At 45.1% G+C, this 21,756-nt stretch carries 13 protein-coding genes and 1 pseudogene; 6 read left to right on the top strand and 8 right to left on the bottom strand.

Features of this window, described 5'->3' with window-relative positions:
* Positions 1–132: 132 nt before the first annotated feature.
* Together PGW99_RS09665 and PGW99_RS09660 are read right to left on the bottom strand one after the other, a co-directional pair.
* Positions 133–816: a Fe2+-dependent dioxygenase gene (locus PGW99_RS09665; RefSeq protein ID WP_273777473.1), complete on the bottom strand. Its 684-nt coding sequence runs from the start codon at positions 814–816 to the stop codon at positions 133–135.
* An 88-nt stretch (positions 817–904) separates the two neighbouring features.
* Complete coding sequence (locus PGW99_RS09660) at positions 905–3,172, bottom strand: TonB-dependent receptor (protein WP_273777472.1); 2,268 nt, start codon at positions 3,170–3,172, stop codon at positions 905–907.
* Between the two features lie 825 nt (positions 3,173–3,997).
* On the opposite strand from PGW99_RS09660, the gene tig reads away from it, so the two are divergent.
* From tig to clpX, 3 genes are all read left to right on the top strand, one after another.
* Positions 3,998–5,332, top strand: a complete 1,335-nt coding sequence (gene tig, locus PGW99_RS09655) for a trigger factor (RefSeq protein WP_273777471.1) — start codon at positions 3,998–4,000, stop codon at positions 5,330–5,332.
* A 185-nt stretch (positions 5,333–5,517) separates the two neighbouring features.
* The gene (clpP, locus tag PGW99_RS09650; protein WP_273777470.1) at positions 5,518–6,123 is read left to right on the top strand and encodes an ATP-dependent Clp endopeptidase proteolytic subunit ClpP; all 606 of its coding nucleotides are present in this window, start codon (positions 5,518–5,520) and stop codon (positions 6,121–6,123) included.
* A 29-nt stretch (positions 6,124–6,152) separates the two neighbouring features.
* Complete coding sequence (clpX, locus tag PGW99_RS09645) at positions 6,153–7,466, top strand: ATP-dependent protease ATP-binding subunit ClpX (RefSeq protein ID WP_273777469.1); 1,314 nt, start codon at positions 6,153–6,155, stop codon at positions 7,464–7,466.
* Positions 7,467–7,599: 133 nt separating this feature from the next.
* Here the strand turns inward: clpX and PGW99_RS09640 are convergent, their stop codons facing one another.
* Positions 7,600–9,126, bottom strand: coding sequence for a fumarate hydratase (locus PGW99_RS09640; RefSeq protein ID WP_273777468.1), 1,527 nt, complete (start codon positions 9,124–9,126; stop codon positions 7,600–7,602).
* A gap of 184 nt (positions 9,127–9,310) precedes the next feature.
* Here PGW99_RS09640 and PGW99_RS09635 point away from each other — a divergent pair.
* Positions 9,311–9,947, top strand: a pseudogene (locus tag PGW99_RS09635) (class I SAM-dependent DNA methyltransferase).
* A 49-nt stretch (positions 9,948–9,996) separates the two neighbouring features.
* On the opposite strand, the gene pta reads toward PGW99_RS09635, so the two are convergent.
* The 5 genes from pta to nagZ form a co-directional block, all read right to left on the bottom strand.
* Positions 9,997–12,141, bottom strand: a complete 2,145-nt coding sequence (gene pta / locus PGW99_RS09630) for a phosphate acetyltransferase (protein WP_273777467.1) — start codon at positions 12,139–12,141, stop codon at positions 9,997–9,999.
* A 49-nt stretch (positions 12,142–12,190) separates the two neighbouring features.
* Complete coding sequence (locus PGW99_RS09625; RefSeq protein WP_273777466.1) at positions 12,191–13,408, bottom strand: acetate/propionate family kinase; 1,218 nt, start codon at positions 13,406–13,408, stop codon at positions 12,191–12,193.
* Positions 13,409–13,721: 313 nt separating this feature from the next.
* Complete coding sequence (locus PGW99_RS09620) at positions 13,722–14,141, bottom strand: hypothetical protein (RefSeq protein WP_273777465.1); 420 nt, start codon at positions 14,139–14,141, stop codon at positions 13,722–13,724.
* A gap of 103 nt (positions 14,142–14,244) precedes the next feature.
* Complete coding sequence (locus PGW99_RS09615) at positions 14,245–15,510, bottom strand: glutamate-5-semialdehyde dehydrogenase (protein ID WP_273777464.1); 1,266 nt, start codon at positions 15,508–15,510, stop codon at positions 14,245–14,247.
* Positions 15,511–15,782: 272 nt separating this feature from the next.
* A complete protein-coding gene (nagZ, locus tag PGW99_RS09610; protein WP_273777463.1) occupies positions 15,783–16,802 on the bottom strand; it encodes a beta-N-acetylhexosaminidase in 1,020 nt (339 codons plus the stop codon).
* Positions 16,803–17,001: 199 nt separating this feature from the next.
* On the opposite strand from nagZ, the gene PGW99_RS09605 reads away from it, so the two are divergent.
* Both PGW99_RS09605 and PGW99_RS09600 read left to right on the top strand, forming a co-directional pair.
* A complete protein-coding gene (locus PGW99_RS09605; RefSeq protein ID WP_273777462.1) occupies positions 17,002–19,185 on the top strand; it encodes a carboxy terminal-processing peptidase in 2,184 nt (727 codons plus the stop codon).
* A 426-nt stretch (positions 19,186–19,611) separates the two neighbouring features.
* Positions 19,612–21,714: a putative bifunctional diguanylate cyclase/phosphodiesterase gene (locus PGW99_RS09600; protein ID WP_273777461.1), complete on the top strand. Its 2,103-nt coding sequence runs from the start codon at positions 19,612–19,614 to the stop codon at positions 21,712–21,714.
* Positions 21,715–21,756: the final 42 nt, after the last annotated feature.

Below are 21,756 nucleotides of genomic sequence, written 5' to 3'. Positions count from 1 at the left end.
TTAATAAATATGAGAAATTTTTCTGTTTTTCTCAGTTTGGTAAATGCTTTTTGAGTAAAAGCAAATGATCTCTAAAATAGAATGTGGCTGGATTGTACGAGCATTTTAGAGATCAAGAGCACTTGGACAGCATTAAAGCTCGGCCCACATACGAATAAGATTGTGATAAATGTTGGTCAGTTTCATCACTTCGGGATACTGATCATCATGGTCTTTGCGTAACTGGCGGATACTTTCATCTAAAGTGAAAAGCAAATGACGTTTGGTATCCTCACGAATCATACTTTGAATCCAGAAAAAAGACGCAAAACGGGTTCCCTGCGTAATGCTGCTGACCTCATGCAGACTGGTCGCCGGGTAGAGTACAGCATCCCCTGCGGGTAGTTTGACCTCATGATAACCGTAAGTATCTTCAATAACGAGTTCACCGCCTTCGTATTCTTCTGGTTCGCTTAAAAATACGGTGCATGATAAATCCGTACGTAACTGTTGTGATGTCCCACGGATCAGCCGTATCGAATTGTCGACATGGAATCCAAAGCTTTCTGAAACATCATAACGGTTAAATAGAGGCGGAATCACTTGATGCGGAAGAGCCGCGGCTTGAAACAGAGGATTCTGCCAGATGGCTTTGACCAGCACCTCGCTAAGGTGATGCGTGAGTGGATCATGTTCAGAGAGTTGCTGATTCTTTTTGACTGAGGCGGAGAGGGTTCCCGCTGTGACTTTTCCGCCTACCCAATTGGCAGTTTCCATCAGTTGACGAAATTCAGCGACCTGTTCTTTGCTTAAAACATTTGGAATATGATGAATCATAAGCAAGCTTCTTTTTTTTGTGATGAAAATAAAAGACCATTTCTAGTCTACACGAGAAATGGTCTTTTGATTGTGGCTAGGCCCAGTATTAGTATTTGAAGTTCACGGCTAATACTGCATTACGACCTTCACCTTCATTGGCATAGTGTGCAGCATGCGCGCTGGTGAAGTAACGTTTATCAGAAATGTTGTTCACATTTAACTGTAGGTTGACGTTTTCGTTCACCTGGTACTGTGCCATTGCATTGTAGATCGTGAATGCAGGCAAGATTTTCGTTGACGTAGTGGCAGTGATCGGGTTGGTATTGGCATAAACCTGATCACGATATTGCGCACCCGCGCCCAGTGTGAATTTTGGTGACACTTTATAGGTGGTCCATAAATTAGCACTGTTTTTCGCTACGAACGGTAATGGCTTGCCTTCTTGTGCGACCGCGTTATAAGCCGCTTTCTCTACTTCGCTGTCTAGATAACTATAGCCAACCGCCATTTCCCACTTATCCGTCAGATGTCCGGTTAAGCCAATTTCAAAACCATCCACTTTACTTTCACCGGCATTCGCGGTGGTGTTTGCATCGACAGAAATACGGGTATTCTGTTTTTCAGTACGGAAAATTGCTGCGTTGACATTCGCACGGTTCTCCCACAGGCTCCATTTTGTCCCTAACTCATAAGTACGGGCTTCTTCTGGATCTAAAGACTGATTGGATACTGAAAGACCGTCAACATCTGCATCCATCCCGACAGGGTTGGCTGAAGTGGCATAGCTTGCATAAATGCTACCATGCTCGGTTGGACGGAAGACCACTCCTGCTTGGTAAGAGAAGAAATCTGAGTCGTTGCTAAAAAAAGTTCCTGCAGGGGTGGTGGTACTGCCAGCCGTGTAATCTTTGTTGAATTTTAATTCCGAATCGAATTTATCCCAGCGCGCTCCAAGGTTCAGTAACCAATATTTGTTAAATTCGATGCTGTCCAATGCATATAAAGAAACAGTTTCATTGATGGAGTTTCTTTGCTTGGTATTCGGTGTGGTTGTGCCTAACCAGGCATCATTCGCATTCGGGTTGGTCAGGCTTGTGCACCAGCCATCAGTATTTGCACAGTTTGAGTTAAAACCGGATGTTGTTGTACCTGTATAGCCTGGGTAGGTGATGGTGTAAGTACCACGGTCCGTTTCTTCATGGCTATATTCTGCACCGACGTTGAAGCTATGTGCGAGTGAACCAGTTTTGAATTTACCAGCTAAAGACAATTGGTTACTGAAAGCATCAGTTTCACGGATGGACTGAGTTGCACGACGGTACACCTTGCCATTATAGATGTTACCTTTAGAGTCATCCGGATTGGTATAAATATAATCAGCTTCTGAATGACTATACGTTGTTGTATTGCTCAGGGTTAGATCATCATTGAAATCATGTTCTAATTTGAGTGAGCCAATATGGTTTTCACGTTTGTCAAAGTCACGTGCTTTCCAGCCATAGTAGCTGCCTTGTTTAACGGCAACAGGTTTACCATCACCCTTTACGGTGCCCTCAGGTGCTGTCCCTGGAATATTCGGGTTGTTAAATGGAATACCTGAATCCGGCTCATCATTGCTGGCTAGGAAGTAGTAACCCAAGGTTGCACGGTTCGGAGTGCCTAGTCCAAAAGCGATACTAGGTGCCAGACCGACACGGGCATATTCTGCACCATCCGCTTGTCCGGGTTTTTCATTTTCATGACCCATGGCAATAATACGACCGGCGATGCCATTGCCCAAGTCTTTGTTTGCATCAAGTAAAATGTGTTTGTAATTGTCCGTACCACCAGCGACCGTACCTTGATATTGGTCACCTTCATGTGCCAACTTAGGAATCAGATTGATGCTGCCACCCACGCCGCTACCTCCGGTGAGGGCAGAGCTAGAACCTTTAGTAATTTCAACTTGCTCAATCGCAAACATGTCACGTGATTGTGTTGTTGAGTTACGTACACCATCGACATAAATGGCACTTTGACCGTTATAGCCACGAATATAAGGGATATCCGTATAAGGAATACCCCCTTCACCAGCTCCTAGAGTAATGCCTGGCTCATTGCGTAATGCTTCAAGTAATGTATTGGCATTGGTTTCTTGTAATAGCTTTTGCGACAAGATTGACACGGTTTTAGGTGTATCTTTTAAGGGTGCGACATACTTCGCATTTGCAGAAGTGTCTACTTTTAAAGTTTGCTGTTCCTGAGCATTTGCAGCCACCTGAATTGTTGGTAGCTGGGTAACATCTTCCTGCGCAATTGCGGCTGTTGCCATCACTGAAAGTGAAGAAGCGATCGCTGAAGATACAATCTTTTTGCGTGTTTTGATGAATGACATAATTGGCTCTAAATGAGAATCAGTTGATGTTGCAAATAATAGTAATTCTTATTTGTAATACCAATTGCTTTTTATTGGAACTAAAGATGGATACTTTGGTCTTGATCATTTTTGCAAATGATATGTTGTAACAAAAAACAAGTAACTTACTGTTTTTAATTATAAATAGGATAAAACTTTGTATTGTTTGTTTTTGATCAGTATTTCAAATGTAAGCATCTTTTTGAGAAAGATTTTCATTACGGTTTCATTTAAAAACGTTAAGTCTTGTTTCAAAGTCCTATTTTACTTGCCTAAACTAATCAAAATCCCAGGGCATCATTTTATTTGGCCGTTGCAGTCGATTCATAATGGAATGAAACAAAGCGTATGCTAAAAGTGCCTATGCCTGCTTTACTTAGTACAGGGATCAAGGGAAGTTTTCACGTTGTGAGGCTGATTCATCCACATCTTTGGCTTAAGTCCTGTAGGCGTTATTCAATCATGCTCTGATTTTAAGTGAATATTTTTAATCTCTTGATGTTTTTCTCAGTTATCTCTGCATGAACTGGAGAAGATTTTGGGGATTTTAGAGTGTTTGGGAGGGAAGTTTGCTGTTATGTGGTTGAGCAGGGCTGAAATGAGTTTTGCTCAAAGCATAAGACGGAAGTTTAACTTGTTGTTTAATCTCGATATCTGCAGTGATATTCAGATTTGAATCTAATTCAACGATTCTTATAAACAAAAATAACACTAAAAATCAGGTGATTTTGTATATCTTGAAATGTTGGCATATAATATGGCACTTTTTTATAAACTGTTATTACTAAACATATCGAGGAAGCCATGCAAGTAACTTCTGAAGCGGTTTCGGGCGTTGCCCGTCGTTTAAACGTATCTGTACCGACGAGCCGTATTAACGAGCAATTTGAAGCTCGCTTGAAACGCACTGCCAAAACTGTGAAGATCAACGGCTTCCGTCCTGGTAAAGTGCCAGTGAATGTTGTACGTCGTGAATATGGCGCCGGCATCTACCAAGAAGTGGTGAATGACATCATTCGTGACACTGTATTTGAAGCGATTCAACAAGAAAAAATCAATGCTGTAGGTATGCCTAACATTGAGAAAGTTGAGCATAAAGAAGACGCATTGACTTTTGAAGCAACTGTTGAAGTTTATCCTGAAGTTGAAGTAAAAGCGTTTGATGCTCTTGAAATCGAACGTAAATCTTCTGAAGTAAAAGATGCTGATGTTGATCAGATGATCGAGAACTTGCAGAAACAACGTCAAACTTGGGTTGAAACCAAAGGTATGGCGAAAAAAGACATGCAAGTGACTTTCGACTTCGAAGGTTCAATCGATGGCGAAAAATTTGAAGGCGGTTCTGCTGAAGACTTCAAACTTGTGTTGGGTTCAGGCCGTATGATTCCAGGCTTTGAAGATGGCATCGTAGGCATGAAGAAAGGCGAAGAGAAAGTTATTGATGTAACTTTCCCTGAAGACTACCAAGCTGCGAATCTTGCAGGTAAACAAGCACAATTCAAGATCACTGTGAAGTTGGTTGAAAAAGCAAAACTTCCAGAAATCGATGCTGAATTCTTGAAATTGTTTGGTCTTTCTGAAGAAGACGGCGTTGAAAAGTTAAAAGCTGACGTTCGTAAAAACATGGAACGTGAAGTGAAAAACGGCTTACGTAACCAAGTGAAAGGCGCTACTTTTGACGCGCTTGTAGCAGCAAACGAAGTTGAACTTCCAGCTGCAATGGTTGCTCAAGAAATCGACCGTCAACGTCAACAAATGATCCAACAGTTCACCCAACAATTTGGTGCACAAGGTGCGAAAGCATTTGATTCAAGCATGCTTCCAGATGAATTGTTCAAAGAACAAGCTGAAAAATCTGTAAAACTTGGCGTATTGGTGAGCAAGGTCTTGGCTGATGCGAAACTTGAAGTAGATCAAGCCCGTGTAGATGCTTACATCGAAGATATGGCTTCTTCTTACGAAGATCCAAACGAAGTGATCGAATTCTTCAAAAATGACAAGCAACAACGCGCGCAAATTGAAGCTGTTGTACTTGAAGACCAAGTTGTTGACCACATCTTGGCAGCAGCTAAAGTCAGCGACAAAGCAGTAAGTTATGAAGACCTATTGAAAGAGCAACAAGCTCGTCAACAAGGTTAATTTGACTTGAATGAAAAAAGGCGCGTAAGCGCCTTTTTTTATAGGATTGTTTGTGACTGTAACTGCCTCTAGCATATGCACAAATTATCTGACATTTTACTCGGAATAATTTTGCAATTTTGCGCATTATCCCGCATATTGTTGCGATGGGTTGAGTCACAAAAAATTTAGGAATAAATAAACGTATGTATGTTCCAGGTATTGAAAATGCTTTAGTTCCTGTGGTTGTTGAACAATCATCTCGTGGTGAACGATCATTTGATATTTTTTCTCGCTTGTTGCGTGAACGGGTTATTTTCTTGACTGGTGAAGTCGAAGATAACATGGCGAATTTGATCGTCGCACAAATGCTCTTCTTAGAAGCAGAAAATCCAGATAAAGATATTCATTTATATATTAACTCACCGGGTGGTTCTGTGACCGCAGGTATGGCGATTTACGATACCATGCAATACATCAAACCTGATGTATCCACGATCTGTATGGGTCAAGCAGCTTCTATGGGGGCTTTCCTGTTGAATGCAGGTGCCAAAGGCAAGCGCTATTGCCTGGAAAATGCCCGTGTCATGATTCACCAGCCTTTAGGCGGTTTTCGTGGTCAGGCATCAGACATCGAAATCCATGCGCGTGAGATCCTGTTTATTAAAGAGCGTCTAAACCGCTTGATGGCAGAGCACAGTGGTCAGGATTACGAAACGGTCGCACGTGATACCGACCGTGATAACTTTATGACGGCTCAGGCAGCGAAAGACTACGGTCTGGTCGATGCCGTATTAAGCAAACGTCTGTAAGCTCAAAAGATTAGATTATTGGAGAAAGTATGTCCGAACATCCTCAAGGACAAAAGCATTGTTCATTTTGCGGTAAAACGCAGGCCGAAGTCGGGAAACTGATTGCAGGCGAGGACGCATATATTTGTAACGAATGTGTGGACGTATGCTTAGACTTGGTACAAACCAGCCAGCAGGTGGAATCTGGAGATTGGGCGAGCCGTCCTCTGCCAAAACCACATGAAATCCGTGCTGCACTGGATCAATATGTGATTGGTCAGGACTTGGCCAAGAAGACCCTGTCTGTGGCAGTTTATAACCATTACAAGCGTTTGAAAGTTTCCCATCATGGCCATCATAAAGCTGAAGATGGGCTGGAAATCGCAAAAAGTAATATCTTGCTGATTGGTCCAACCGGGTCAGGTAAAACCTTATTGGCACAAACACTGGCACGTTTGCTGGATGTGCCTTTTGCCATGGCGGATGCAACGACTTTGACCGAAGCCGGTTATGTCGGTGAGGATGTTGAGAACATCGTACAGAAGCTGTTACAAAAAGCCGATTACGATGTCGAAAAGGCTCAAAAAGGGATTATCTATATCGATGAAATCGACAAGATTACCCGTAAGTCGGAAAACCCATCGATTACCCGTGACGTATCGGGTGAAGGGGTGCAGCAAGCCTTACTGAAAATGATTGAAGGAACTGTGGCTTCTATTCCACCACAAGGTGGCCGTAAGCATCCACAGCAAGAGTTCATTCAGATTGATACCTCAAACATCCTATTTATCTGTGGCGGTGCTTTCTCTGGTTTGGAGAAAATCGTACAGCAGCGTCAGGAAAAAGGCGGAATTGGCTTTAATGCTGAAGTGAAGAAAAAAGACGAAAGCAAAAAAGTCACTGAGCTGTTCCGTCAGGTTGAAGCGAATGACCTGGTCAAATTTGGCTTGATTCCTGAATTCATTGGCCGTTTACCGGTGATTGCAACGCTTGAAGAGCTGGACGAAGAAGCCTTGATGCAGATTCTGACTGAGCCGAAAAATGCTTTGACTCGTCAGTACCAGTATTTGTTCAGCATGGAAAATGTAGACCTAATATTTGAAGATTCTGCATTGCGTGCAGTAGCGAAAAAAGCGCTCGAACGTAATACAGGTGCACGTGGTCTGCGTTCTATCTTGGAAAATGTCCTGCTTGAAACTATGTATGACTTACCAAGCCGTAGCGATGTTGGCACCGTGGTGATCAATGAAGCGGTGATCAATGGAACAGCTGAGCCAGTATTTAAGCCAGAGCGTTTGCCCAAAGTAGAAACTGAAGAAGCAGTCAAATCAGATCTTAAAGTGATTGATTCTAAATCGGCTTAAGTTTTGATTGTGTGCTGAAAGGACGTGTAGTGTCGAAAGGATGCTACACGTTTTTTCTTTCTTGTAGAAAGAAAATATTTCTCTGCAATAAAAAAGCACCTGATTCAGGTGCTTTTTTATATCTACTCAATGATTACTGAGCAGCAGCATCTACGACTGGAATTTTACCAATCTTGGCTTGCCAGATTTTTGGTGCAATCGCGTGGATGGAAGTACCATTCACATCTACAGCAACAGAAACCGGCATATCTTCTACGACAAATTTGTAGATGGCTTCCATACCCAAGTCAGCAAAGGCAACAACTTCAGCCTGACGTACTGCTTTAGATACCAGGTAAGCTGCACCACCCACGGCCATCAAATAAGTGGCTTTGTGGTCTTTGATTGCTTCAATCGCAGCAGGACCACGATCCGCTTTACCGATCATACCGAACAGACCTGTATGCTCAAGTACTTTGCGAGTGAACTTGTCCATACGTGTTGCAGTTGTAGGACCTGCAGGGCCAACCACTTCGTCACGGACCGGATCAACTGGACCTACGTAGTAAATGAATTTACCTTTCAGATCAACAGGCAGCTCTTCACCATTGTCGATCATTTCCACCATACGTTTATGTGCTGCATCACGGCCAGTGTACATGGTACCGCTGAGCAACAGGGTATCACCTGGCTGCCAAGAGTTCATTTCTTCTTGAGTGATGGTATCCAGGTTCACACGCTTAGATTTAGATGCATCCCAAGTCACTTGTGGATAGTCTTCAAGTTTAGGCGCTTGGATATGCGCAACACCTGAACCATCAAGCTGGAAGTGCGCGTGACGGGTTGCCGCACAGTTCGGGATCATGCCGACTGGTTTGCCTGCCGCGTGACAAGGGTAATCTTTGATCTTGATGTCAAGAACAGTCGTTAAACCACCGAGACCTTGTGCACCAATACCGAGTGCATTCACTTTCTCGAAGATTTCGATACGAAGTTCTTCCATCTTGCTTTGTGGACCACGACGAAGCAATTCGTCCATGTTGATCTCTTCCATCAATGCTTCTTTCGCAAGCATCATGGCTTTTTCTGCAGTACCACCGATCCCGATGCCGAGCATACCAGGAGGACACCAACCTGCACCCATGGTTGGAACCGTTTTCAATACCCAATCCACGATGGAATCAGATGGGTTCAACATCGCCAGTTTAGATTTGTTTTCTGAACCGCCACCTTTGGCTGCAACGGTAATATCCACTTTGTTGCCTGGAACAAGTTTGTAGTGGATCACTGCAGGCGTGTTGTCTTTGGTGTTTTTACGGCCAAAAGCAGGATCTGCCAAAACAGAAGCACGAAGTACGTTGCTGTTTTCGAGGTAACCTTGGCGTACACCTTCGTTGATCGCATCATCCAAGCTCATAGTTAAATCAAATTTAACGTCTAAGCCCACTTCAAGGAATACGTTCACGATACCAGTATCTTGACAGATCGGACGATGGCCCTCTGCACACATGCGAGAGTTGATCAGGATTTGTGCAATTGCGTCTTTGGCCGCCTGGTTCTCTTCGCGATCATAGGCACGAGACATTGCTTGAATAAAGTCTTGTGGGTGATAGTACGAAATGAACTGTAGCGCGTCCTTGATCGATGTGATCAAGTCATCTTGCTTGATAATAGTGGTCATATCAGAATTCTCTTGAGCGGGCTGAAAGCTAGCGGGCAAATTATAAGATAAAAAGCAGGATTTGTGGGCGTTTAAACTGCTTTTTGGGCAAAAGTTTAATAAATTAATCAGACTGATAAGTGACCAAGAAGCCTGGAAATAGCTGGCGCGTCGGTATCTAAAGAAAAGGAATAAATGGATAAAAATGCAAGATCATAATGCACTTGCCGCACAGATCATTCCACTGTATCAAAGCTATGCCCGGCAGTGGGATGACGTACGTCGTGAACAGGATTATCAGCAGGGTTGGCTGGAGAGATTTATGGCCTTGTTGCCTGCACGGGGAGCGTTCTGGGTGTGGGCTGCGGTTCCGGATTGCCGATCCAGAAGTGTTGATTCAGCATCATTTTCAGCTGACAGGCATTGATAGTGCGCCGGCCATGCTGGAATTGGCGCAAGCACGCTTTCCTCAGCATAGTTGGCAGCAGGCCGATATGCGGAGTCTGAATTTAGTACAGCAATTTGACGGCATTCTGGCTTGGGACAGTTTCTTTCATCTCACTCATCAGGATCAAAGAGAAATGTTTGGCATTTTTCAGCAACATGCCAAAACAGGTACAGTTTTGATGTTTAGCAGTGGTCCGGAACATGGTGAAGCGATTGGCGAGTTTGGAGGAGGACTGTTATACCATGCGAGTCTGGCACCAGCAGAATATGAGCAGTTACTTTATCAACATGGTTTTCAGCTGGTTGAGCTGCGAATAGATGATCCTGAATGTGCCGGACATACGGTGTGGCTGGCACAAGCTGTCGAGAGGTTGAGAGTAGAGGGAGTGCCATAAAAAAAGCCATTCAATTGCAAAATTGAATGGCTATCAGCGGAGTTAAAGATTATTTTGCTGCGGCTTGTTGTTCTGATTGGATCGCAGTCAATGCAATGGTAAACACGATGTCATCCACCAATGCACCACGAGACAAGTCATTCACAGGCTTGTTCAGACCTTGTAACATCGGGCCGACACTGACCACATTCGCAGAACGTTGAACTGCTTTATAGGTGGTATTACCGGTATTCAAATCTGGGAAGATGAATACGTTGGCGCGGCCTGCTACTGGAGAGTTTGGTGCCTTAGAACGGCCCACACTTTCCACAGAGGCTGCGTCATACTGCAATGGACCATCGATTAATAGATCAGGACGACGCTCTTGTGCAATACGAGTCGCTTCGCTGACTTTTTCAACATCTGCACCCGCACCAGAGGTGCCGGTTGAGTAGCTGATCATCGCAATGCGTGGATCAATACCGAAGGCTTTTGCAGAATCTGCTGATTGAATGGCAATTTCAGCCAGCTGTTCTGCTGTTGGGTCCGGATTGATCGCACAGTCACCGTAGACATACACTTCGTCTGGGAGCAGCATGAAGAATACTGAAGACACAAGAGAATAATCCGGTGCAGTTTTGATCAGCTGGAAGGCAGGACGTACAGTGTTTGCTGTAGTATGCACTGCACCAGAAACCAAACCATCCACTTGATCAAGCGCTAACATCATGGTGCCTAATACAACGGTATCTTGGAGCTGGTCTTTGGCTTGTAAGTCGTTTAACTTGCCTTTACGCAATTCCACCATCGGTGCAACATAGTTGTCACGAATCGTATCTGGATCAATAATTTCCAAGTCTTCTGGCAACTCGATATTACGAGCTTTTGCCACTTCAAATACCGCTTCTGGTTTGGCCAAAAGAATACAGTGTGCAATACCACGAGACTGGCAGATCGCTGCCGCTTCAATGGTACGAGGTTCATCACCTTCCGGTAATACAATACGTTTTTTCGCTGCAATCGACTTTTGAACCAACTCATGGCGGAAAGCTGAAGGAGACAGACGAGGTTTAGCACCTTTCTCGCTGTAACGTTGTAACCAGGCAGAATCAAGATGACTGGAAACAAAGTGTGTCACTTGTTCAGCACGTTCGATATCATCGGTCGGGATTTCGCTGCAGAAGTTGTTTAAACGAAGCGCAGTTTCAAGCGGGCTTAATGCGGTATGCAAAATTGGCAAGCCTTGCTTGATGGCATTTTGGCAGAAGTCCAGAATCTGGCTGCTTGGTGCATCACGGTCACTCAACACAACGCCCGCTAATGGGATACCATTACTGGTTGCCAAGCTACTGGCCAGCAACACATCGGTACGTTCTGAAGCACTGATCAGCAATTCACCGGCAACAAATTTATCCAATTCGTTTTCAATATTGGATGCAATCAGGCTGGTATGTAGTACGCGGCGGTGTTTTGCATCACCTTGATAAATCCATTCAGCTTGAATGAGCGGGGCAATGTCCAAAGTACGCGGCACGCTTAAAGTGTTGCTGAACGGAACCATTCCAATAATTGGTAAATCCACACTGCCGATATAACGGTTATGTTGCTGTAGTTCAGTTGTGAAGCGTTCGATTTCTGCAGTCAGACGTAAAGATGGATCCATGGTGACTGGAATCTGGGCAGACTCTTCTGGTAAGCCTTTGGTACGCATAAATAGTACGCCGGCAGTACGGGTAGAGGTTGCGCCACCAAACTGACGTAAATTCGCTTCAATTTTTTCTACGGTTTTACGTGGATTTTGAATATCTGCTGTGCTGACCAAAACGACTTTGGCATCGAGTGCTTGCGCGAGGCAGGCATTCATTTCATTGACAAAGTGATCTTCACTGTTCGGCATCAGGCCTTCAACAATGATTAGGTCATAATTGCGTGCAACCTCGCGGTGCAGGCTCACGGCTTCTTCAAGTAGCTCGTCAGTCTCACCGAGTGCCATCAATTGCGATAATTTTTTATGGGCGATTGGTGTTGCAGTTTTACCTTGGAACAGGTGTTCAAACAAAGCCGTTGTGCCATCACGGGTGTGCTGCGGGCTTTGAGAAAAAGGTTTTAAGAAACCGGCTTTGATGCCATTACAGTCTAGGGCATAGATCATGCCCAGACATGCAGAGGTTAAACCTACGCCTTCCCCGGTTGGAATCAATAGAATTGTATTCATAATGACCTTAAATATCGCTGTAATTTAATTTGATCGTCGTGGTCAATGGTTACGCAGAGGTAACCATTGCTTCAGGCTTTTTTGCAGCGAGAACCTCTTGCTCAACCACTTGTTTGGTTTCTTTGGCAATACGGCCTTCTTCATCGGTTGGGATCACCCAGATTTGTGGACCTGTACCTGCATCGATACGGCCTTCAGTACCACGTTTCAGGCCACTGTTTTGCTCTTTGCTGAGGTTGAAACCGAAGTGTGGCAAGTAGCTCATGGTTTTTTCACGGATATACGCCGAGTTTTCACCAATACCACCGGTGAAGATCAAGCCATCAAGACGTGGTAAACCACAGCTGAGCGCAGCAAGTGATTTTGCAAGACGGTAGCAGAATACTTCAATCGCGAGCGTTGCGTCTTCATTACCTTTTTCAGATGCTTCAATCAGAGTACGCATGTCGTTTGACAGGTTGTCAGACAAACCAAGCAAGCCGCTTTCTTTGTTCAGCATTTTGTCGATTTTGTAGATATCCCAACCCAAATTAGAAGCTAGGAAGCTGTGCAGGCTAGGGTCTACATCACCACTACGGGTACCCATAACCAAGCCTTCAAGTGGCGTCAAGCCCATAGAGGTGTCTACGCTTTGACCATTCCAGATCGCGCAAGTTGAGCTACCATTGCCCAAGTGAGCTGTGAGCCAGCCACCTTGCTTGAAGCTGCCTGCCAACTCCGTACCGCGCTCTGAAACATAAGCATGGCTTGTACCGTGGAAACCATAACGGCGAACATTGTGTTCAGTGTATAAGAATTTTGGTACAGCATAGCGGTAAGCATGTGCTGGCATGGTTTGGTGGAACGCTGTATCAAATACTGCAACCTGTGGTAGGTCTGGGAACAGACGCATGGTTGCATCAATACCTACCAAGTGAGCAGGGTTGTGCAGTGGTGCAAGGGGTGTTGCTTCACGAATACGTTCAACAATTTCTGGGGTAAGCAGTTCTGCTTTGGTTAACGTGCCACCATGGACAACACGGTGACCAATCGCTTGTGGTTTGTATTGTGCTAAACGTTCCAAGATGGTTTCGAGCGCTTTTTCGTGATCGGCATTTGGAATAGCAAGCTCGAGCGGTTGACCACCGACAGTCACACCTTTGATACGTGCATCAGCAGAACCTAAGTTTTCTGCCAAACCATAGATTCGATCATCAGAGTTCTCAGATACCAATGCATATTTGAGAGAAGAAGATCCGCAATTAATTACTAATACTGATGTAGACACGTTAAATTACCCAAATTTTAATTGAAATAGTCGTCCTAGATGATCTTTTATGCAGTGCAAACGGATGCAATCTAGATCAGTTAATGATGTTGTATCATGTGTTGTTTTTCTGTCCAAGCTAGACTTTAGCAGATTAGACTTAAGCACTATCGACCCGAAAAGGCTTCATAGCTAATATTTATGAGTTGATCACTTTTAGTTATTAAAGCTTTAAAAATCAACTATTCATTCAGTTTAATCAGTTGTTGCCTGCTGTTTCTTATTGCTCATTATTCTAAGTTTTCTCACCTCATTTTGCTTCATTGGATCATGTTTATTTTTGTTCGTTAGCGCGATGATATTTCATTTCTGACCAGCGTACGATGACATAAGCGATCAAAGCAACCATAAAAAATACCAACATCATCCAGGCCAGACCTTGTAGGGTTTCGATAATCGTTCGGTAGATTTCCAGAAACCAGCGTTCGGTGGTGAGCTGGATAATCATGCCTTGCTCATTTTTGGCATTGTAGGTGATGGGATTGATATATTTTTCCATATCGTAAATCCGCACGCCTGAGGAAATACCAACGACCATGCCCGCGAATTTGGTGTATTTCGCCCATGAGCTATGAATCGGATCATGGATAATGCGGGCCAGAATATTGTTGATCGAGCCGGAAAATAGCTGCATCACAATCAATGAAACCACAAAAGCTAGAATAAATGTGCTGATAATCAGATAGAAGAACATCGGATTCTCCTTTTATTATTTTAATTGAGAGCCCTGTTGGTTGGGGGAATCCGGCTTCTACTGCGAAAAACCGGATCGGAATATTTACGCTTGAATATGAGGCTTATTTACGGATTTGTCCATCGCCCAGCACGATCCATTTTTGCGAGGTCAGGCCTTCCAGACCGACGGGGCCACGAGCATGAATCTTATCAGTGGAGATACCGATTTCAGCGCCCAAACCATATTCAAAACCATCTGCAAAACGGGTAGAGGCATTCACCATGACCGAGCTGGAGTCCACCTGAGCAAGGAACTGACGTGCTAGGCTAAAGTTTTCAGTAATGATGGCATCGGTATGATGTGAGCCATATTTGTTGATATGTTCAATCGCTTCGGCCATGCCACTGACCACTTTCACTGCCAGAATCGGCCCGAGGTATTCGGTATACCAGTCTTCTTCACTGGCCGCGATTACGCTACTGCCTAAAATACGGCGGGTTTCCAGGCAGCCGCGCAGTTCCACCTGTTTTTCAGCATACAGTTCGGCAATACGAGGCAAGAAAATTTCAGCGATTTTCTCATCCACCAATAAAGTTTCCATGGCATTACAGACACCATAGCGATGGGTTTTGGCATTCAGCGCAATCGGCAGCGCTTTCTGCAGGTCGGCCTGTGCTTCCACAAACACATGACAGTTGCCATCAAGATGTTTGATCACCGGGATACGGGCTTCATTGGTAATCCGTTCAATCAACCCTTTGCCACCCCGCGGTACGATCACGTCCACATATTCAGTCATGGTGATAAGGTGACCCACTGCTGCACGGTCAGCTGTCGCAATCACCTGCACGGAGGCTTCAGGCAGTCCCGCTGTTTTCAAACCATGCTGGATGGCTTCGGCAATTGCTTTGTTGGATTCGAGTGCTTCAGAGCCGCCGCGTAAAATAATGGCATTTCCCGATTTTAGTGCGAGCGAAGCGGCTTCCAAGGTTACATTTGGACGAGATTCATAAATCATGCCCACGACACCCAACGGTACGCGCATCTTGCCGATCTGGATGCCGGAAGGACGATATGCCAGGTCGGTGATTTCACCAATCGGGTCGATCAGGCTAATCACATCTTTTAAGCCCTGCAACATGCCTTGAAAGCGTGCGGGGGTAAGTTCTAAGCGATCAAGCAAGGCACTGTCGAGATTGTTGTGACGGCCTTTGGTCATGTCGACCTGGTTAGCAGCCAGAATCTGGGTTTCGCTATTTTCCAAAGCGGTATAAATAGCAGACAAAGCATTGTTTTTTACAAGGGTAGAGGCACTGGCCAACACGCGTGACGCTTGACGTGCCTGTTGTCCTACCGTTTGCATGTACTGTTCAATCGAATCTTGCATAGCGGTTTGATCACTTAGACATTTTTACAGAACGATAGTAGCAGCCTCTCGGCAGACCATAAAGCACTTCCCGGAAAAAACGCGTATTCGCTTGTAAAATGCAGCAACGGGCTCTGCTGTGTTTGAGGTCGTGATCTCGGATCAAAAGCATGATCAATAGAATTTAACAGCTAAAAATCATAGATTAATTTATAAAGAAAAACCCGAGCAATCTGGCTCGGGTTGATTTGCTGGAAAAATGTGAGGAGTATCAGTCCGCGACAATCTCCTGCTTAAACTGCATTTTTAAATGCTTCAATCGTTGCTTTGACCTGTTGCCATTCTTGGCCAAGCTCCAATGTATCAGCGATACGAATGGCAGGAATTTGCCCCCGCATACGTTCTAAACGGCCTTGGTTGGGTAGCGCATAGCTTTGAATGGCATCCAAAGCCAGGCAGGCTGCAGCACGGTCATTGCAGACCAGTCCCATATCACAGCCGGCATCGAGTGCTGCACGGATACGGGCATCGGCACCACCGGCGACACAAGCGGCTTGCATACTGAGGTCATCAGAGAACAGCACACCATCAAACTTGAGCTGTTGACGGAGAATTTGCTGAATCCAGTAGGGAGAAAAGCCCGCAGGGTTTGGATCGACCTGCTCATAGATCACATGGGCTGGCATGAGTGCATCGAGTTGTGGCATCAACTGGATAAAACTCTGCATATCTTGCTGATAAATCTCTTCGTATGAACGCGAGTCAATGGCCGCTGCAATATGTGAGTCTGCTTTGACTGAACCATGTCCTGGGAAATGCTTGCCTGTACTGGCCATCCCTGCACGACGCATGCCGCTTAAAAAAGCCCCTGCGAGTGGAATGATCGCTTGTATGGTCTTGGCAAAAGCACGGTCACCAATCACATCGCTGATCGCATTTAGATCCAGAACCGGGGCAAAGCTAAAGTCGATGCCCACCGCCAAAACTTCTGTGGCCATCAACCAGCCACATTGTTCAGCCAGTTGCAGAGCCTGTTCTGGTTGGGTTTGATATAACTCACCGAAACGTCCCATGGCGGGGAGCAGGGTAAAGCCCTGTTTTAAACGTTGTACCCGACCGCCTTCCTGATCGACAGCAATCAGAATATCCGGGCGGATTTGGCGCATATGATCGGTTAGAGCACGCACCTGAGCTGGAGATTCGATATTACGCGCAAATAAAATCATGCCGCCGACTTGCGGAGCCTGTAAGAGTTCAATATCTTCTTGGGTAAGGGCTGTGCCGGCGATGTCCAGCATCAATGCGCCAATCATATCGGTATCCGTGTTCGAATTTTTAAAGAAAAACAATACCCGAATTTTGCAATGATTTGCTACATTTTGTCAGTACAGAATATGATAAAACTACACGAGATAAACAGAATCAACAGGTTAAGATGAATCATCGTTTTTGATGTATCTCCATCACAGCGTGTTGTGTTATTGGTGAAAAACCCAGGAAGTACGAATTTTTATGAAACTTCAAACTATAGCTTGTGCGGTTGCCATCGCAACAGGTGGACTTTTCTTTAGCCATGCGATGAATGAGGCGATTGCAGCAACCAATGCTGCTTCAGTTAGCCAGTCGATTCAACCGAGTCCAGAACAGGCTTTAGTTTCCCGCCAGTTGGCAACCCTTGTTGACCGTCAGCATTATTTAAACATGCGCCTGGACGCAACGACATCGCAGCGTATTCTGGATATGTATCTGGACAGTCTTGATCCGGATCACTCCTTGTTCCTGGCTGCCGATGTAGAACAATATAAAAAGAAATATGGTCCAACATTTGGTGCAGCCTTAAAGGCGGGTGACCTGTCTGGTCCGTATGCGATTCATCAGCAGTATCGTCAGCGTTTAAAAGAATATAACCGTTTTATGTTGGCCGAATTGCAGAAGCCGCAAAATCTAAAACAAACCAATGTGTATATTGACGCAGAACGTGAAAAAGCACCTTATTTTAAAAGTGCAACAGAACAGCACGCACACTGGCGCAAGATGCTGGTCTCGCAGCTGATCAATTTGACCATTGCCAAAGAAGAAGAACTGGCCAAACAGCAAGCCCTGAAAGACAATCCAGAATTGGCCAATGGTCAGGATGTGGTCAGTCCGGAAGATTTAACCCCGGTACAAACTTTGGTCAAACGTTATACCCGTCAACTCGAACGGATTAACCGAATTAAGAGTGATGATGTGCTTGATAAAACCTTAAATGCCATGATGGCGACTTATGATCCACACAGTAACTATTTCCCACCAGTGGATGCGATGGAGCTGAACCGTCAAACCACCTTGCAACTTGAGGGAATTGGGGTTTCGATTCGTCCGGATCGTGGCAATGAAGACTACACCAAGATCGAGACCATCGTAGAAGGTGGTCCGGCCAGCAAGTCCGGCCAGATCAAATCGGGTGACCGGATTATTGGAGTGGCCCAAGATGGCGAGAAAATGGTTGATGTGATTGGCTGGCCAAGCACGGAAATTGTTGGATTGATCCGGGGTAAACGCGGCACCAAAGTCACTTTGAGACTTTTAGGTCCAGGTGCATCGATGGGACAGGTACGCAGCGTGACATTGGTGCGTGATGTGATTAAGGAAGAAGATGCCGGCGTGCGTGCACGTACCGTCACGGTGAATCGTAATGGCAAAGACCATCAGTTTGGTGTAATAGAAATTCCTTCATTTTATTTAAATTACCGTGCACGTCGTGCCGGAGCAGAATACCGCTCTGTCGCTGAAGACACTAACAATGCCTTGAAAGCACTGGCTGCACAAAAAGTTGAAGGGATTATCATCGATTTGCGTAATAATCCAGGCGGCTCATTAGAAGAAGTGGCTCGTATGTTGGGGCAAGTCATTAAGTCCGGCCCTGTGGTGCAGATTCGTGATGGCAATGGCAATGTCAGCGTGTTTGAAGATAACGATGGTGGTGCACAGACCTATGCCGGGCCATTGGCAGTTCTGGTGAATTTGGCCTCTGCATCCGCGAGCGAGATTTATTCTGCGGCGATTCAGGATTATGAGCGTGGTATTGTGATTGGCAGTACCACAACAGGTAAAGGCACGGCACAAGTGCAACTGGATACCTTGGCGCATGGTCAAGCAACGCTCACTCAGCGAAAGTTCTATCGGGTGACCGGTGGCAGTACCCAGAACAAAGGCGTCGTGCCGGATATCCAGCTGGTCGATATCTACAACGATGAATTTGGTGAACGGAAATCTAAAAATGCACTGGCGTGGGATACCATCTCGACAGCACCGTTTAAACGAGAGGGTGTGGTGCAACCTTATGTAAAACAGTTGAGTACTTTATCGGCACAGCGGGTGATGCAAGATCCGCAATTTAATTATCTCAATCAACGCAAGCAGATTGCTGAAGAAACAGCTGAGCAAAAACGTCTGGTGCTGGATATTGATCAGCGCCGTGCAGAATTGCACCGTCTAGAGCAGCAGAGTCTAGAGGCGGAGAATAAGCGCCGTCAGGCATCTGGACAAAAACCATATGCCAATTGGGAAAGTTATCAGGCGGCGTTGGAATCCCTTGCTGAAGCTCGGGCCAAGATGAAAGCTGCACAACGTCCGGCACTGCCAGAAGAAGAAGCCTTCGTGACCGAAGCGGCTCAAGTGCTGTTGGATTATGCTCAATTGCACAAATCCTGATGATTAAGCCGTGATAAAAAAGCCTATTTTGATAGGCTTTTTTTATGTCTGACCTATCGGCGTCCAAAATACTGAACGTGTGTTTGAAAGCTATTTTGGAATGCAGTGAAAAAGTCACTAGCGTGAAGAATAATAACTCGATGATGAAAAATAACGTGAACAGGAAAGTATTTTTGAATTATAAAATAAGGTGGTTTTAATGAAGGTCACGCTAAAATCAAGAAATGAGAATTATTACTCATTTTTGTGTGATGTATTTCAGTGCTAATCGGCAAATAAACCTTGACCTGCAAGAAGATGATGCTATTTTCGTAGCAGAACAACATAGGGGGAAACTTTTTTCCCTCTATCCTTATGTAAAATACTAACTTTTTAAAGCAGTGTATTAAAAAAAAAGAAAATAGATCGGGTTTTGGAAATTGGGATATGGTGGAAATACATTATGATAGCAACCTGGTGATTGCGTCGATTTTTGTCGCATTTCTAGCCAGCTATCTCGCCATTTCTGTGGAACAGCTGCTATTCCAAAAATTTTATAAAAATTACCGGAAAATGATTATTACAATCAGTGGCATGATCTTAGGGTTTGCTGTCTGGTCGATGCATTTGGTTGGTACGCTGGCGGGTCATTTACCGCAAGATTTTTATTTTGATCCTGCGCTGACATTTTTATCTTATTTGATTGCGGCGATTGCCTCGATATTCTCTATTAGGCTAACAACACGTCCAACTTTACCTTTAGCCCGCTTGCTGACGGGTGCCATTTTAATGGGACTCGGCATGTCGGGGATGCATTATGTGGGTATGATGGGGCTGATCATCCCAGGCTATCATTTGCATTATGATCTGTTCTTGGTTGTGGTGTCGGTTCTGACCGCAATTGCCGGTGCAGCATTAGCGTTCTGGCTAACCTTTAAATATAAAATCGCTCAATCAAATCATCATGTGGCTCTGAAAATGATGGTCACCCTGATCATGGCTATGAGTATTGTGGCGATGCATTACCTGGGGATGGGAGCTGCCTATTATCATCCTGAAATGGCAGAAGTCGTTTCAGTCCTCAGTCCCTACCAGTTAAGCAAAGGCTTGTTACTGTTGACCATTATCGTGATTGCCAGTTTGATTATTTTGATGGCTTTGGCTGTCGCTTCCCTGGAATTACGCCTTGAGCAGCGTGATTTTCAGCTTTCCGAAGTCAGTAAGGAACTGGCCACGCAGGCTTTACAGGATAATCTGACCAAACTGCCGAATCGGCTGTTTCTGCTGGATTATGCGCAGATGCTGTTTCAGCAGCATCAGGCTTGTGCGCAGAAGATTGCCTGGTTGTATATTGATCTGGATCGCTTTAAAAGCATCAATGACGCCTTTGGTCATTCCGCGGGGGATCAGCTATTGGTGCAGATCGCCAACCGGATTCAGCGACATTTAACCGCCCAGCAAAAACTGCTGCGAATCGGTGGAGATGAGTTTCTGTTGGTTGTCGAACAAACTGATGCGGATGGTGCGAGTGTGCTGGCCGAGAGAGTCTTGCAGCATTTGCAGGATGGTTTTTTGATTGCTGGCAAAGAGATCAAGATTTCGGCCAGTATCGGGATTGCCATTTACCCGGAACATGGCACGCAGCTGCAAGACTTGCTGATGCATGCCGATGCCGCGATGCTGATGTCCAAAGAACAGGGACGCAATACCCATTCCGTGTTTCATTCCACGCTTGAACAGCAAGAGAGTCACAGTCAGAGCAAGCTGATGAATGATCTCTATAAGGCGGTTGAAGAAGAGCAATTTGTCCTGTTCTATCAGCCCAAATTCACCACAGATTACCGGATTTGTGGAGTAGAAGCCCTGATTCGCTGGAAGCATCCCACCTTGGGATTACTCACCCCCAACCTATTTATTCAGGGAGCGGAAAAGACCGGCCTGATTATTCGGATGGGTTATTGGGCGTTGGAACAGGCCTGCAAGCAAATTCAGCAATGGCAACGCTTGGGTAAGCCTTTTTATCCGATTGCGGTTAATCTCTCCGCGATTCAGTTTGAACATAAACACCTGTTTACGACCCTGGAAAAATTGCTGAAACAGTATCAGGTACAACCGCAGCATCTGGTGATTGAAATTACCGAATCTACCGCCATGCATCATATTGAACTGAGTATTCGCAGTTTTGAACGTTTACGCCAGATGGGACTTCGTATCGCGATTGATGATTTTGGCACCGGACATTCCAGTTTTATGTATTTGAAACGATTACCCGTGGATGAACTAAAAATTGACCGTGGATTTATCAATGAGTTAAAGCCAGGCTCCAAGGATGAAATGATTCTGGAAAGTATTATTCATCTAGCCCTGAAACTTGGCCTGACCGTAACGGCAGAAGGGGTGGAAACACCCCTACAGGCGGAAATTCTCACGCGTTTGGGGTGCCAGCAATTACAGGGCTTTCTACTCGGTATGCCGGTAGATGTCGAACGTCTGGATATGTATCTGGCTGAGACTGATCCTGGTGCTTATGCGCTGTTGCAGAGCAGTTGATCCATTTCAAAAACATGCCGATCTGCTACAATATCGCCAATT

This window comes from Acinetobacter sp. GSS19 (assembly GCF_028621895.1).
In the GTDB taxonomy this organism is placed as follows: Bacteria; Pseudomonadota; Gammaproteobacteria; order Pseudomonadales; family Moraxellaceae; genus Acinetobacter.
This window is presented reverse-complemented; position numbering and strand designations above follow the sequence as displayed.

Coding starts and splice junctions, on each gene's coding strand:
- PGW99_RS09665 (WP_273777473.1), bottom strand. CDS start 816: ATGATTCATCATATTCCAAATGTTTTAAGCAAAGAACAGGTCGCTGAA.
- PGW99_RS09660 (WP_273777472.1), bottom strand. CDS start 3,172: ATGTCATTCATCAAAACACGCAAAAAGATTGTATCTTCAGCGATCGCT.
- tig (WP_273777471.1), top strand. CDS start 3,998: ATGCAAGTAACTTCTGAAGCGGTTTCGGGCGTTGCCCGTCGTTTAAAC.
- clpP (WP_273777470.1), top strand. CDS start 5,518: ATGTATGTTCCAGGTATTGAAAATGCTTTAGTTCCTGTGGTTGTTGAA.
- clpX (WP_273777469.1), top strand. CDS start 6,153: ATGTCCGAACATCCTCAAGGACAAAAGCATTGTTCATTTTGCGGTAAA.
- PGW99_RS09640 (WP_273777468.1), bottom strand. CDS start 9,126: ATGACCACTATTATCAAGCAAGATGACTTGATCACATCGATCAAGGAC.
- pta (WP_273777467.1), bottom strand. CDS start 12,141: ATGAATACAATTCTATTGATTCCAACCGGGGAAGGCGTAGGTTTAACC.
- PGW99_RS09620 (WP_273777465.1), bottom strand. CDS start 14,141: ATGTTCTTCTATCTGATTATCAGCACATTTATTCTAGCTTTTGTGGTT.
- PGW99_RS09615 (WP_273777464.1), bottom strand. CDS start 15,510: ATGCAAGATTCGATTGAACAGTACATGCAAACGGTAGGACAACAGGCA.
- nagZ (WP_273777463.1), bottom strand. CDS start 16,802: ATGATTGGCGCATTGATGCTGGACATCGCCGGCACAGCCCTTACCCAA.
- PGW99_RS09605 (WP_273777462.1), top strand. CDS start 17,002: ATGAAACTTCAAACTATAGCTTGTGCGGTTGCCATCGCAACAGGTGGA.
- PGW99_RS09600 (WP_273777461.1), top strand. CDS start 19,612: ATGGTGGAAATACATTATGATAGCAACCTGGTGATTGCGTCGATTTTT.